At 33.9% G+C, this 14,883-nt stretch carries 12 protein-coding genes; 4 read left to right on the top strand and 8 right to left on the bottom strand.

Features of this window, described 5'->3' with window-relative positions:
- Position 1: 1 nt before the first annotated feature.
- On the bottom strand, positions 2 to 1,324 hold the full coding sequence (locus tag ACFS3A_RS22710; protein ID WP_379827860.1) for a M16 family metallopeptidase: 1,323 nt from the start codon (positions 1,322 to 1,324) through the stop codon (positions 2 to 4).
- Positions 1,325 to 1,597: 273 nt separating this feature from the next.
- Here ACFS3A_RS22710 and rplU point away from each other — a divergent pair, with 273 nt between their 5' ends.
- From rplU to ACFS3A_RS22695, 3 genes are all read left to right on the top strand, one after another.
- On the top strand, positions 1,598 to 2,035 hold the full coding sequence (gene rplU / locus ACFS3A_RS22705) for a 50S ribosomal protein L21 (RefSeq protein ID WP_091493706.1): 438 nt from the start codon (positions 1,598 to 1,600) through the stop codon (positions 2,033 to 2,035).
- 24 nt (positions 2,036 to 2,059) lie between these two features.
- Entirely contained in the window at positions 2,060 to 2,320 is a 261-nt protein-coding gene (rpmA, locus tag ACFS3A_RS22700) for a 50S ribosomal protein L27 (protein ID WP_012023622.1), read from the top strand.
- A gap of 119 nt (positions 2,321 to 2,439) precedes the next feature.
- Entirely contained in the window at positions 2,440 to 3,735 is a 1,296-nt protein-coding gene (locus tag ACFS3A_RS22695) for a hypothetical protein (RefSeq protein ID WP_379827859.1), read from the top strand.
- Positions 3,736 to 3,836: 101 nt separating this feature from the next.
- Here the strand turns inward: ACFS3A_RS22695 and ACFS3A_RS22690 are convergent, their stop codons facing one another.
- The 3 genes from ACFS3A_RS22690 to miaE form a co-directional block, all read right to left on the bottom strand.
- On the bottom strand, positions 3,837 to 4,292 hold the full coding sequence (locus tag ACFS3A_RS22690) for a hypothetical protein (RefSeq protein ID WP_379827858.1): 456 nt from the start codon (positions 4,290 to 4,292) through the stop codon (positions 3,837 to 3,839).
- A gap of 97 nt (positions 4,293 to 4,389) precedes the next feature.
- The gene (locus ACFS3A_RS22685) at positions 4,390 to 7,149 is read right to left on the bottom strand and encodes an AsmA-like C-terminal region-containing protein (protein WP_379827857.1); all 2,760 of its coding nucleotides are present in this window, start codon (positions 7,147 to 7,149) and stop codon (positions 4,390 to 4,392) included.
- Between the two features lie 49 nt (positions 7,150 to 7,198).
- Positions 7,199 to 7,780, bottom strand: a complete 582-nt coding sequence (miaE, locus tag ACFS3A_RS22680) for a tRNA-(ms[2]io[6]A)-hydroxylase (protein ID WP_289879560.1) — start codon at positions 7,778 to 7,780, stop codon at positions 7,199 to 7,201.
- Between the two features lie 112 nt (positions 7,781 to 7,892).
- Here miaE and ACFS3A_RS22675 point away from each other — a divergent pair, with 112 nt between their 5' ends.
- Entirely contained in the window at positions 7,893 to 9,134 is a 1,242-nt protein-coding gene (locus ACFS3A_RS22675; RefSeq protein WP_379827914.1) for a glycosyltransferase family 4 protein, read from the top strand.
- Between the two features lie 72 nt (positions 9,135 to 9,206).
- Here the strand turns inward: ACFS3A_RS22675 and ACFS3A_RS22670 are convergent, their stop codons facing one another.
- The 4 genes from ACFS3A_RS22670 to ACFS3A_RS22655 form a co-directional block, all read right to left on the bottom strand.
- Positions 9,207 to 10,085: a helix-turn-helix domain-containing protein gene (locus ACFS3A_RS22670; RefSeq protein ID WP_379827856.1), complete on the bottom strand. Its 879-nt coding sequence runs from the start codon at positions 10,083 to 10,085 to the stop codon at positions 9,207 to 9,209.
- Positions 10,086 to 10,183: 98 nt separating this feature from the next.
- A complete protein-coding gene (locus tag ACFS3A_RS22665; protein WP_379827855.1) occupies positions 10,184 to 10,714 on the bottom strand; it encodes a carboxymuconolactone decarboxylase family protein in 531 nt (176 codons plus the stop codon).
- Between the two features lie 588 nt (positions 10,715 to 11,302).
- Positions 11,303 to 13,153 (bottom strand): hydrolase/aminopeptidase, encoded by a 1,851-nt coding sequence (locus tag ACFS3A_RS22660; protein WP_379827854.1) that lies wholly within the window; start codon positions 13,151 to 13,153, stop codon positions 11,303 to 11,305.
- A 91-nt stretch (positions 13,154 to 13,244) separates the two neighbouring features.
- On the bottom strand, positions 13,245 to 14,882 hold the full coding sequence (locus ACFS3A_RS22655; protein ID WP_379827853.1) for a pyruvate dehydrogenase complex dihydrolipoamide acetyltransferase: 1,638 nt from the start codon (positions 14,880 to 14,882) through the stop codon (positions 13,245 to 13,247).
- Position 14,883: the final 1 nt, after the last annotated feature.

The raw sequence follows: 14,883 nt of genomic DNA, 5'->3' as shown, positions 1-14,883 counted from the left end.
CTTAGTTTTGAGATTTAGGCGTCGGAATATAATCTAAAATTAAGCGTTGATTATGATTTAAATACTTCTTGGCAACTTCTCTAATTTCTTCTCTGGTAATAGAATGATAGATGTCAATTTCTGTATTAATTAAATTTACATTGCCATAAAGCAGATAATAAGAAGCTAAGTTTTCTGCAATTCCTTCTACACTGGCATTGGCATTTATATAATTATTATCGAATTTGTTTTGTAGTTTTTCATAATCTTTTTCAGAAATAAGATCGGTTTGAATTTTTACAATTTCTTCGTCTATTTCTTTCAATATATCAGCAGTTGTGTTAGGTGCCATTGGTAAACCATATAAAATGTATGTTCCGTAATCTTCCTGACTAAAACCTACAGCACCAATTTGTAATGCCATTTTTTTGTCATCAACTATTTTTTTATAAAGTTTAGAGCTTTTTCCGTCACTTAAATAAGAAGAGATTAAGTCTAAAACTCTTGCATCTCTTGTTTTCATTGAAGGCGTTCTGTACGAAGCCACAATCATTGGGATCTGAATGTTCGGGTCTTCGTAAGTAGCTTTAATGGTTTGTGTGATAGGTTCCTCAGTAAAAGTTTGTTTTTTAACTTCTTCGCCTCTCGGAATAGGTCCGAAGTATTTCTCGATCCATTCTTTTGTTTTTGCTTTTTCGAAATCACCTGCAACAACTAAAACAGCATTATTAGGAGTATAGAATTTTTTATTAAAAGCCTGAAATTCTTGAAGAGTTGCAGCATCAAGATCTTTCATAGATCCGATAGTTGTCCATCTGTAAGGATGATTTTTGAACATGTTTTTCTTAACCTCTGCCAGAATATTTCCGTATGGCTGATTGTCATAACGCATTCTTTTTTCTTCTTTTACAACTTCATTTTGTGTGTCTACACCAACCTTATTAATAATAGGATGCATTAACCTTTCAGATTCCATCCATAAACCCAATTCTAAACTATTGGAAGGAAAAACTTCGTAATAGTACGTTCTGTCGTCTGATGTGTTAGCGTTATTAACACCTCCGTTTGCAGTAACGATTTTCATCCATTCGCCACGCTTGATGTTTTGTGTTCCTTCAAACAACAGGTGTTCAAAAAAGTGTGCGAATCCTGTTCTGTCCGGACGTTCATCTTTAGATCCAACATGATACATTACTGATGTAATAACAACCGGAGCGGAAGGGTCGTTATGTAAAATAACATGCAATCCATTGTTTAAATCGTATTCTTCAAAAGCTACTTTTTGAGCATGAGCTACTCCGCCAAGCATTAATGCAGCACTTAACATCATTATTGATTTTTTCATAAAGATTAATAATTTTATATATCAAACAAGAGTAGGTAGACCAGAGTTGATTTTAGTTACATCAAAAATAGTTTTTTTTAATTATCAATTACAGATTTGTTTACAATAAGGTGATAATTTAACAATCTTTTACTTTAAATTAAATGAATTTTGATTTTAAAAGTGCTTGATATACAGTGTTTTTTATGAATAAAATATTTTTACTTCTATAGGTTGCATAGTAAATTATTAGTTGTATATTTGCAACCTTAAAATTCAATAAATCAATTTGATATGTATGCAATCGTAGAGATAGCAGGGCAACAATTTAAAGTAAGCAAAGACTTAAAGGTTTATGTTCACCGTTTAGCTAACGAAGAAGGTTCAAAAGTTACTTTTGACAAAGTTCTTTTATTAGATGATAACGGAAATGTAACTTTAGGCGCCCCAGCTATAGAAGGTGCTTCAGTAGAAGCTAAAGTGTTACAACACTTAAAAGGTGATAAAGTTATCGTTTTCAAAAAGAAAAGAAGAAAAGGATACAAAAAAAGAAATGGTCACAGACAATATCTTACACAAATTGTAATTGAAGGTATTTCTGCAGCAGGAGGAACTAAAAAAGCAGCAGCTAAAAAAGCGGTTGTAGCAGAAGAAGCAGCTACTGAAGAAGTAGAAGCTCCAAAAGCAAAAAAAGCAGCTCCAAAAGCAAAAAAAGAAGCTACTAAAGAATAATAACAATATTTAAACTCATACGTCATGGCTCACAAGAAAGGTGTCGGTAGTTCGAAGAATGGTAGAGAATCAGAATCAAAACGTCTAGGCGTTAAGATTTATGGTGGACAAGCTGCTATTGCTGGGAACATCATCGTTAGACAAAGAGGTTCAAAACATAATCCAGGTGAAAACGTTTACATTAGTAAAGATCACACTCTTCACGCAAGAGTTGCTGGAGTTGTTAAGTTCCAAAAGAAAAGAGATAACAAATCTTATGTATCTATTATCCCATTCGAGGCATAATAATCATAGATTACTTTTTACAAAACCCGTTCAGAAATGATCGGGTTTTTTTTATTTCTATGATTTTTTTGGGAAGACTTTAAAACTTACATTTGTTTAGTCTCTTTAAATAAAAAAGTTTGAAAAAGATTTTATTACTGTTTTTGTTGTGCTGTCTTGGCGCTTATGCAAATACTCCTTCAGAAAATATCGTAAGTCATTTAAGTTCATTAAATGAAAAACAAAGAAATACATTGTATGAATTTGAAGTTTTAAAAAGAAACGGCTGCAAAACAGATCAGTTTTGGCAGGAAAACAAAAATCAGTTTTCAGAACTTGATGCTAAAACAAGAGACGAATTAGCGCAGCAGATTTTTGAAAATTCCAGTGTTGTTTATAAACCTCAAAAAAACTCTGCAGTTCAAATCTGGATGCAAACACAATTGCTGACCAATTGGATGTTTTATTTGTCGGCTTTTATAGCCATTTGTGCTGTTATTGCGCTTTTTAAAAAGTATTGGAGTTTGTTAATTGGATTTCTTCTTAAGCGTTTAGAGCCTGTTTTGAGGTATTTGTTTTCTCCTTTATTATTGACTTGTGAATTGTTGATAGTTGGAATCGCTTGTGTGTTTTATGCAGTTTCTATTGAAGATTTTGTAGTGCGAACTGTGATTATTCACTTGGGCTTATTCTTATTATGGAGTCAGTCAACGGCCTTGTTTACTAAAGAATATTGGGTTAAAAAATATATTTTTGAGATAGAAAGTAATTTCTGGGGAAAAGAGCCGTGGGAAACCATAAAAACAATATGTCTCCCGGCTGTTTTGGTTACATTGGCGCTTTGGTCTGTCTTGTATAAAGTTCCTGCTGATATTTTTTATAATTATGAAATTGTGATTTCAGGAATTGCTTCTATTTATGCATTGCCTTTTTGGCGGAATTTAGAAAAATATATTTATCCAATTTTATTCCCTTTTAAAAATGAAGGGTATAGAGCAAGAAGTATCAATTCTCTTGGTGCATGTACTGTTATAGCAATTGTTTTAACTGTTGTACTCATTTTGCAATGGAATACTGCTTTTTATAATGTTATTGCAGCATTTATAAGTTTGGAGATTTTTTCATTTCTGATTCTGTCCTCAAAAGTGAATTGTAAGTATAATTTAAGGAACTATTATTACTTGCAGTTTATTGCAGTTCTATTCTTAGTTCTTGTATTCCTGTATAGTTATGAGATGCATTCAAATGAACTAATCTGGTTTTCACTGATAGGAAGTTGTTTGTTTGTCATTCTAAAATACCTGGAGATTTTTGCTTTCTTTTCGAGTTGGAAAAGAGGGAATTCTTGGGCTTGGAAATTGTTGGGTCTTGCTGCTTTATTATGGGTTTTAGGGAAAGGAATTTTGTATTTTTCCAAGCTACTATTTGTAATTTGATTGTCTGTAAAAGAAAAAACCTTTGTCAAGGTTTTATGCTTTGACAAAGGTCTGGAATTGATACTTCAAATATTTGGAATTTTATTCTATATATTTTGATTTTAAAGCTGCTCCCTTACATGTTTTTGAATATATTTTTCTAATTCTTTTCCTTCAAAAGTTTTATGATCGATTTCAAAGTATATTTCATTTTCAATATTCTGTTTCAAATATATTGTCGTTTTAGATGTGTTTTCTTTGATTTCTATTTCAATCCATTTTTCGGCTCGAATGTTTTCAATATATTTTGCATTTGATGAATTTGCAATCTTGCAAAATTCAATGATTTCATTTTTGTTTAAGTCAAAATAGAATTCTTTGTAAAAATCATAATTTATTTTATTCCATTCCCAGTTTCCTGCCTCGCTACTTATTTTGATTATCTTATCTGTACTTATTTGGGCTTTTTCAGAAGTGTCAAAAGAAGCTTTTTTGTAATAAAACATGTTGTAAATAGCCCATAAGAATCCTAAGTTCGCAATTATTATTAAAACTATTTTTATTCTTTTGGAGACCATTTTTATTATAACTTTTGGAATGCTTTATTTGAAAAAAGGGAATTCGGATTCGAGCTTTAGCAAAAAGATTTGAAATTTGGAATTTCAAAATTGAGATTTATTCTTCCGTGTCTTTAGTTTCTTCCAAATCCTCAGTCTTACGTCCTACTTTTACTTTAGGATTGTCCTGAGTTCCCGTAACAGTTAATGGAATTCCGAAAATTCCAAAAGGCGGAAGTCCCAAGCGCATTTTTAAGTTCAGTTTACCGTCTAAGCTTGTTGTGCCTTCAATTCTTGGTCGAAAGCCCGCAAATTTAAATTTAAAACGATCGACAGTGATGATGTTGTTCTTAACTGTAGTTTTGATGTCCACTTTAGAAACATCAGGATTTTTCATTGATTCTGAGTTTGTTTGTTTGCTAACAGCATTAAACATTTTCAGACCACGAACTTTTACATCTTTTACAGAAAGTGTTCCGCCTCCAACAAGTGATGGGTAGACAGGTTCCATGTTGGCATTTAAACGCCCTTTTAATTTATAATCTAAAGAAACAATTCCTTGTGCTTTTTCTGCAGCGGTTGCCATTTTTCTGAAAACTTCAATTTCATTGTAAGCTCGTTTAATATCAAAATCTGAAGCTTTTATCGCATAGTCAAAATTCGCTTTTTTGGTTGTTACAGCTTGGTAATTTGCAGTCATATCCACTTTGCAGCCAATTAAATCAAAACCGGTATTTTGCATTGTAAGCTTTCCTTTGTTCATATTTAAATTTCCGACAGCGCTATTTAAATTTAGTTTGTCAAAATTTACTTTTTGAGCATTTGCCAGTAATTGTAAATCTAAGTTGGTTGGAATAACGATTACTCCGGTTTCGTTTGTCTGTGTTTCTTTTTTCGGAGCAGAATTTTGAGTCTGCGTTACGGGCGTGCTTTCAGGTGCATTAGACATAAATTCGTCGATATTGATATATCTTGAAGTTACTTTAAAAGAGCCTCTTAAAACACCAGTATTTGTTGTTACGTAATTGATTACATTCTGCAGATAACCATTCATTTTAAAATCAGATTCCCCATAAGCGGCTAAGAAATTATTAAACGACATTTTGTCCTGATTGATTTTAAAAATCCCTTCTTTGATCACAAATTTCTTTGGAAGAAATTCAGAAGCAATTCCAATGTTTCTCAACTCAAGAGTTCCTTTGTTGTGTAATTTGCTGTAATTTCCTTTTTCAGCATCGCTTTGTTTTCCTTTCAAAACCAAATCGGCTTTTACAAAACCATCTAAATCAAGTCCTTTCTGTGAGAATACTTTATAGATTTTATTAACGTCCAATTCTCCTTTTGCCTTTACATCATAAGTCAAATCATCAAAATTGCTTAAATCTGCTTCAACAAAAACAGGTTTTCCTTCAAAAGTAAATTGAGTTGGTTTTAGGTTTACTTTCAGATCCTGAAAAGTTCCTTTTTGATTTTCAATTTTAGATTTGATCGTAATGTTCGTAATCGGATTTGGATAATAAGGTGTTTTCAAATAACCATTTTCCAGATTAATTGTACCATTCGTTACAGGAAAACGTTTGTTTTTTTGATCAAATACTCCGTTTGTTTTAATGTCGCTTAGTAGGTTTCCTTTTAGTTTTATGTCCGGAATTCCAAGAGCATTAATCAGTTTTTCAAGGTCAATTTTAGCTTTAAAATCTCCATTGATATCCGGCGTATTTACGCCTTTAACAATAAACTTCGATTTTAAATAATCCTGATTAATGCTTAAAGATAAATTTTGAGCATCAACAATTACTAAGTCCGGATTTAGAGACGGAACTTTTGTTTTAATGTCTAAATTTAAGTTAGAAACAGGAAATGCACTTTTGTTATAATTGACAAATCCATCGTTTATTTTTACGTCTAAATTAAGGTCTGGGGCAATATTCTGTGATGTAATATATTTTCCTTTCAAAGTAAAAAGAAGGTTGGTGTTTCCTTTTAATTCAGTTTGAGCAAGCCAGGTGATATATTTTGGAGGAAAGGCGGTAAAAACGTCGTACAGCTTGCTGTTGTCAGATTTAATCACAAAATCCATGTTGTAGCCATCTTTTAAAATGTCAAATTTACCTTTAAAATCGACCAAAAGCTGATTGATTTTTAAGTTGTTCTGCTGGAAAAAGAACGAAAGCGAGTTGATGTTTACTTTAGTAATCAAATCGGCATCGATCTTTTTGTTCATTAAATAAGGTTCATCTTCATAAACAATATTTAGTTTTTCGATTTTAGCTTTTGAGTACAAATCAAAAACCGCTTTGTTTAAATCTCCTTTTCCTAAATAATTAAATCCAAAAGCATCAAAATGAACTTTTGTCGATTTATCGTCATAAATAATTTTACTGTTTAAAATCTCAATTCGTTCCAGTTTTAAAGCCGTATCACTACTGTCTTTAGACTTTGAAGCTTGTTCCTGAGATTTGTAAATGTTGTAATTTGCTTCTCCGTTTGGATTTACTTTTACATTGATGAAAGAATCAGACAAATAAATCTGGTCGATTTTTACCGATTTGCTGAAAATCAAACTAGCAACGTTAATTCCAAAAGAAACCTCTTTCGCTGTGATAAATTTTTCGTTTTTGTATGGAGCCGAACCATTAAGACTTAAATTGTCTAATGTTAAAGTTAAAGAAGGGAAATGACGGAAAAAAGAAACTGAAACATCAGAATAATTAAGCTCTGCACTTAATTTTTCGTTAGCTGTTTTCTTAATTTGTTCCTTAATCTGATCTTCAAAAACGACAGGCGTTAAAAATAGTAATCCTAAAAGAACAGCGAAAGTGATTCCGATATACTTCGCAATTTTAAATACGATCGATCTGGATTTACTTTTTTGCATAGCGAATTGTGGTATTTAGATATAAAATAGAATCAAAAAAGAGTGTAATTTATCCGTGCACGGTTTCACTTTTACCATAATTGGTAATAATAGAACCTTCATATTCAATCCATTCTTTCCATCTTTTATCAATGTCTATATTGTCCTGATATTTTCTGGCGAATCCTAAAAATGTAGTGTAATGTCCGGCTTCAGAAATCATTAAATCGCGATAAAATTTGGCTAATTCCGGATCTTGAATGTTTTCAGAAAGTACTTTAAACCGCTCGCAGCTTCTGGCTTCAATCATCGCAGAAAACAATAAGCGATCGCAAAGAGCATCTCTTCTGCTTCCGTCTTTTTTCATGAATTTAAAAAGTTCATTTACATAATGATCTTTTCTTTCTCGGCCTAAAGTAAGTCCGCGCTGTTTTATGATGTCGTGAACCATCTGAAAATGTTCCAGTTCTTCTCTTGCAATAACAAGCATTTCGGTTACCAATTCTTCTATTTCAGAATTGTAAGTTACAATGCTAATGGCGTTTGAAGCAGCTTTTTGTTCACACCAGGCGTGGTCGGTCAAGATTTCTTCGATATTTGATTCGACGATATTTACCCAGCGTGGGTCTGTGGCTAATTTTAATCCTAACATGGCGGCGTAATTTATATGCTGCAAAATTAGTCTTTTTTTACAACCAAAAGTCAGTAAAAATGGTGCAAAAACGTTCAAAAAAGCATTATTTTGTAAAATGAAACCAATTAAAATGGAACGGCTGAAAAAACTTTTAATTATTGGCTTTGTATGGCCGGAACCCAACTCGTCTGCGGCGGGCGGAAGAATGATGCAACTGATTTCTGTTTTCAAAGAAAATGGATTCGAAATTACCTTTGCCAGCGCCGCGCAGGACAGTGATTTTATGGTTGATTTAGCTGAATTTGGAGTTGAGAAAAAAAGCATAGAACTTAATTCTTCCAGTTTTGATGATTTTATAGCAGCATTAAATCCTAATGTTGTTTTGTTTGATCGATTTATGATCGAAGAACAATTTGGATGGAGAGTAATTGAAAACTGTCCAAAAGCAATCCGAATTTTAGATACTGAAGATTTACATTGCTTAAGAACAGCTAGACAAAAAGCTTTTAAAGAAAACAGAAATTTTGAGCTAATTGATTTATTATCTGAAGAAGTAGCAAAACGAGAAATCGCCAGTATTTTAAGATGTGATTTGTCCTTGGTTATTTCAGAATTTGAAATGAATATTCTCGAAGATGTTTTTAAAATAAACAAAGAGTTACTTTTTTATCTTCCTTTTTTAGTGGATAAAATGAATGAAGAAGAGTTATTGAAATTGTCTCCTTTTGAAGATCGTAAGAATTTTGTCTTCATCGGAAATTTTCTTCATGAACCGAATTGGAATACCGTTCAACATTTAAAAGAATCGATTTGGCCTTTTCTAAAAAAAGAATTTCCAGAAGCGGTTTTAGAAGTTTACGGTGCTTATCCTTCACAAAAAGTATTACAGCTACATCAACCCAAAAATGGTTTTTTTATTATGGGAAGGGCAGAAAATGCCAATGAAGTAGTAAAAAAAGCCAGGATAGTTTTAGCTCCAATTCGTTTCGGTGCAGGTTTAAAAGGAAAATTACTAGAAGCCATGCAATGCGGAACACCAAGTGTAACTACTTCAATTGGTTCAGAAGCGATGCATTTAGATTTGCCATGGAATGGTTGTATTGAAGATAATCCGGAAGCTTTTGCAAAAAAAGCAATTGAACTTTATCAAGATGAAAATCTATGGAAACAAGCTCAGAAAAACGGAATCAACATTATCAATAAATGTTATCAAAAACAGGATTATTCAGATAAATTAATTTCGTTGACAAATTCACTTTTAGTTAATTCCGAAAGTCATCGTCTTCATAATTTTATGGGAAATCTGCTCCAGCATCACGCTTATAAAAGCACCATGTATATGTCAAAATGGATTGAAGCGAAGAATAAATAGTCGCAGTTTTCAGTCACAGTTTTCAGACCTAATAATTACTGAAAACTGTGACTGAAAACTGAAAACTCTAAACTAAGCGTCCATTTTTCCAAATCCTACAGTTTCACGATAAATTTGAGGCGAAACATCGGCATTGGTTTTAAAGAAACGACTAAAATAATGTTCGTCGTCATAGCCCAATTCATAAGCAATTTCTTTGACTGTTTTGCTGGTTAGATACAATTCTCTTTTAGCTTCAATAATGATTCTTTCCGAAATTAAATCGGTTAAAGTTTTGTTGAAATAATTCTTAGATATTTTGGCCAGCGCTTTTGGGGAAATATTTAATAATTCAGCATAATTTCCAGCGGAATGTTTGGTTTTGAAATTTAGTTCAATCGCGTCTTTTAAATTTTGAAGAATTACAGGCTCTTTAGAATCCGGAACCGATTTCATTTCTTCCAATTGTTCTGTTTTTAATCTTGAAGCTGTAATTAGAAAGATTTTCAAGTAAGAAATAAGCAATTCATACTGCGCCAATTCAGCATTTTGGATTTCGGCTTTCATTTGATCAATAACCATATTAAAAGTTTGTGAAGCTTGTTCTGTAACCTGAACATACGGTGGCTGATAGATATTGTTGAATAAAACGCCATTACACGAAACCTCTTTTTGATGCATGTGAATACAATAAAAATCAGGATGAAAATGAATCGCGATTCCTTCAATTGGTTCGCTCACACAAAGCATAAAGGGCTGATAAGGTGAAAAGGCGAGAAGAGAGTTTTCTTCAAAATGATGTTCAGCAAAATCGGCTTTTACTTTGCCTTTTCCTTTGGTTACCCAGATTAAAGAATAATAATTATTTCGCTGTAAATGATCAAAATAGCTGTTGTCTTCAAAAGGAAGGATTTTAAAAGCCAAATTCCCATTCTGCGGATTTATTAAAGTAAAAACATTTTGAGAGCTCATATTCAGTTTCATTTTTGAAAGTATAAAGATAGCTATGAAATAAATTCACAACTATCTTTATAAATTGTTTTTTGTTATAATGATTGTTCCACTTTTGATTAAACAGTTGGGAAATCAATTTCTGTGTTTGCTACGTTGTTGAAATAGTTTGTTAAAACATTTAAAGCTACATGACCAATAGTTTCTGCAATTTCAGCATCAGAAACCCCTGCATTTTTGGCTTTATTCACATCTTCATCATTTACTAAACCGCCTTTGCTTATTAATGTTTTAGCCAATTGTAAAATCGCTTCAGTTTTAGCATCTGTAGAATTTCCTGATCTTGCTGCGTGTAAAACTGCCGGATCTGCTTTTATTAATCTTTCTCCAATAAAAGTGTGCGCTGCCAAACAGTAATCACACGAGTTGCTTTCTGAAACTGCTAATGCAATCAATTCACCTGTTTTTGCACTTAATTTTCCATGGCTTAATGCGCCGCTTAAATTTAAATATCCTTCCAAAACTGCCGGAGAATTTCCCATTGTTCTCATCATGTTTGGTACAACGCCTAATTTTGCCTGAACTGCGTTGAATAAATCTTTAGTTTTTCCTGTTACTTCTTCTGGGTTTAATGCTGTTAATCGTGCCATTGTATTTAATTTTTAAAGTTATTATTTGTTATTGTCTTTTGACATTACAAAGTTGCGACGATTACAGGTTTTGGGACATGGAGAATGTACGCTATGTGATGGACAATTTTCCCTGACTTTTTTTAGTGAAGAATTGTCTTGGTGTTTCGGTTTTAATGATAAAGTTTTTCAGGAGCTGTTTCCCGCTATCCGTTCCAATCTTTTGTGCCGAACCCCGGCACAAAAGGATTTCCACTTCTATCGGGGCTAGGACACTCGGTTTCATAAGAGTGTTTTTCGCATAGTTTGTCATCCTGACGAGGGAAGGATCACATACGAAACTCGACAAAGATTGGGGCTATTCGACTTAGTTTTCGGTTCAAGTTTGTCAATTTCGACGAAGGAGAAATCTCCGCGAGAAGCTCGACAAAGATTATAAACGTTCCGTTTGGCTTTTACGCCCGGTTTGTCATTCATGACAAGATTGTGTTGATTGTTTTGCGGAATTTCTAGTGCGATTTCTCGTTCCTAGAAATAAAAAACTAAGCGTAAAAAAAACGGATTGTCCTTAGAACAATCCGTTTTTAAAAATTATATTCTTGGAAAAGCCTATTTCAAAACCCCTTCAACAGCCTGAATAGTAGTAGTATGATAACCAGATTTAGCTTTATCAAAAACCTGTTTTGCCCAAACTTTTCCTTCAGGAGTTTTAACCATTTCTTTATAAAGCATCATTACAGAGCCCGTTCTGCTGATTCCAATTAAAAATTGTTCAATAGAAGGATAAGCAGGTTTGTATTGATGAATTAATGCCTGGACAAACCATTGGCGTTTTATAATGAAATTTCCGCCTTTTGTAAAGTTGAATTCGTTGTCAATCGCTTCCATTTCTTTTGCTGTAATATCAGCAGGAAGATGATCTATAAAATGCTGTTTTTCTGCAGTGGTAGTAATTTTTTTGCTTAAGCCTACAACGCCAGTTTCTCTCCAGCTTTTTTGGATTTTGTCAATAGCATCAAAATCAGCTGAACTTACAGGAGTTATGTTTGATGGAATTCCAGGTTTGTAAATCCAATCTTCTAATTTGATTTTGTCTGCTAAAGCTTTGTCTCCTTTGATAAGATTTTCGTTTAAATACTTTACAAAATCTTCTGTTGTAATAGATTGAAAAGCATGAGAATCGAAATAATTTTTAATAAACGGATCGAATTTGTCACGTCCAACGGCATTTTCAATAACTCTTAAAAAAGCATATCCTTTTACATAAGGAATCATGCTGATTCCGTCATCCGGATTTCTCTCTGTAAGACTAACTTTTAATCTTGTATCTGGACTTGTGTCTCCGTATTCAGCAACATTATCAATCAGTTCTTTGTTAGTGATAACATTCTGCATTTCAAATTCTTTCTTTCCGAAGATTGCTTCGCCAATTCTGTGTTCTACATAAGTTGTAAAGCCTTCGTTTAACCAAATATCATCCCATGTAGCGTTTGTGACTAAGTTGCCGCTCCAGCTGTGGCCTAATTCGTGCGCTAATAAACTTGTTAGGGAACGATCGCCAGCAATAACGCCTGGAGTTAAAAAAGTTAAGTTTGGATTTTCCATTCCGCCGTAAGGGAAACTTGGAGGTAAAACTAAAACATCGTAACGTCCCCAACGGTAAGGTCCATATAATTTTTCAGCAGCTACAACCATTTTTCCTAGTTCGGCAAACTCATAAGCTGATTTTTTTAGCATAGATGGTTCTGCATAAACTCCTGTTCTGTTGTCGATTGCTTGAAATTCAATATCTCCAACTGCAATTGCCATTAAATAAGACGGAATTGCTTTGTCTTGTTTGAAAGTATAGACTCCGGTATCATTTTTCTTCTGCGGATTTACAGCACTCATAACCGCTAGCAAATCTTTAGGAACGGTAACTTTTGCATTGTAAGTAAAACGAATTCCCGGAGAATCCTGACACGGAATCCAGGTGCGTGACCAAATACTTTCTCCCTGAGAGAATAAGAATGGTTTCTTTTTGTCTGCCGTTTGTTCTGGTTTTAGCCATTGTAATGCTACAGCATCTTTAGTTGTGCTGTAGTAGATGTTTACTTTGGTTGTATTTGGTTCAATAGTAATATGAAGCGGTTTTCCGTGAAATTCAATGTCTTTTCCAAGTTCGAATTTAGTTTCTTTTTCTTCGTCGCCAAGAGTAACTTTTGTAATGTTTAAAGTGTTTTCGTCGAAAATAATTTCATTTCCTTTACTGATGTTGTCAATCGTCCAAGATGCTTTTCCTGAAATTGTCTGAGTGTCAAAATCAACTTTGATATCAAGATCAAGATGTTTTGTAACAGCAAGTTCTGGTTTAGAGTAACTGTGTTCGTCTATAACAGCAGCTGTAGTCTTTTCTGTTTTCTCTTTTTTCTGGCAGGCAATTGCTGTCAGAAATAAAGCCACAAGAATTAGTTTCTTCATTTTATGAGGTTTTGAATTTGAGGATGAAAATTAAATAAAAAATCCCATTTTGAATAAACAAAACGGGATTTAATTATAAAATTAACAAAGATTACGCCAACATTGTAACTGGGCTTTCGATGTATTGTTTTAATGTTTGTAAGAACTGAGCTCCAGTTGCTCCGTCAATTGTTCTGTGGTCACAAGCTAATGATAACATCATGGTGTTTCCAACTACGATTTGACCGTTTTTAACTACTGGTTTCTCAACGATTGCACCTACAGAAAGGATAGCAGAGTTTGGCTGATTAATAATTGAATTAAATTCAGTAATACCAAACATGCCAAGGTTAGATACTGTAAAAGTACTTCCTTCCATTTCTTGTGGACCTAATTTTTTGTTTTTAGCTCTTCCGGCAAGATCTCTTACTGAACCACCAATTTGAGATAAACTCATAGCGTCTGTAAATTTCAATACAGGAACTACTAATCCGTCTTCAACAGCTACAGCAACACCAATGTTTACGTGGTGGTTGATGATGATAGCGTCTTCTTTCCACTGAGAGTTGATTTTCGGGTGTTTTTTCAATGCTAATGCACAAGCTTTAATTACCATATCGTTGAAAGATACTTTTGTATCCGGAACGCTATTGATAGCAGCTCTAGCCTGCATTGCTTCGTCCATGCTTACTTCGATCACTAAGTTGTAGTGAGGAGCAGTGAATAAAGATTCTGCAAGACGTTTAGCAATGATTTTACGCATTTGAGAGTTTTTGATCTCTTCTGTGTAAACTTCTCCAGCAGGAACAAATACTTTTGGTGCAGCAGGAGCAGAAGCTTCTTGTTTTGCAGCAGGTGCAACAGCAGAAGTTTGTGCCTGAGCAGCAGGAGTAAAGTTTTCGATGTCGCTTTTCACGATACGTCCGTTTTCTCCAGATCCTTTAACCTGGCTTAATTGAATTCCTTTATCAGAAGCGATTTTTTTAGCTAATGGTGAAGCTAAAATTCTTCCTCCGTTTGAAGTTTCAGTAGCAGCTTCAGGTGCTTTTTCAGCAGCAGGTGCAGCTTTTTCTTCTGCAGCAGGAGCACTTGCAGTCGCAGCGCCTCCGGCAGTAAAGTTATCTGCAACTCCGGAAATGTCAGTTCCTGCAGGTCCGATGATAGCTAATAAACTGTCAACTGGAGCAGTACTTCCTTCCTGAATTCCGATGTATAATAATGTTCCAGCATTGAAAGACTCAAACTCCATAGTAGCTTTGTCTGTTTCAATTTCTGCTAAAATATCTCCTTCAGCTACAGTATCTCCAACTTTTTTCAGCCAGGTTGCTACTGTACCTTCCGTCATTGTATCACTTAAACGAGGCATAGTTACTACTATAACTCCTTTTGGTAATTCAGCTGCTTTTGCAGGAGCAGCAGTTTCAGTTTTTGCTTCAGCAGCAGGAGCATCCGCTTTTGGAGCTTCGGCAGCAGGAGCATCACCACCAGCTAAAAGAGCAGAAATATCTTCTCCTTCTTTACCAATGATAGCTAATAATGAATCAACAGGAGCAGTTTCTCCTTCTTGAATTCCGATATGTAAAAGAGTTCCTTCGTTAAAAGATTCGAACTCCATTGTTGCTTTGTCTGTTTCAATTTCAGCTAAGATATCTCCTTCGCTTACTTTATCGCCTATTTTTTTAAGCCAAGTCGCTACCGTTCCTTCCGTCATTGTATCGCTCAAACGAGGCATAGTTACTTTAATTGCCATA

This window comes from Flavobacterium notoginsengisoli, assembly GCF_042686225.1.
GTDB classification, from domain to species: Bacteria; Bacteroidota; Bacteroidia; order Flavobacteriales; family Flavobacteriaceae; genus Flavobacterium; species Flavobacterium notoginsengisoli.
Note: the sequence above shows the minus strand (reverse complement) of the source record. Positions and strands in the feature narration are given on the sequence as shown.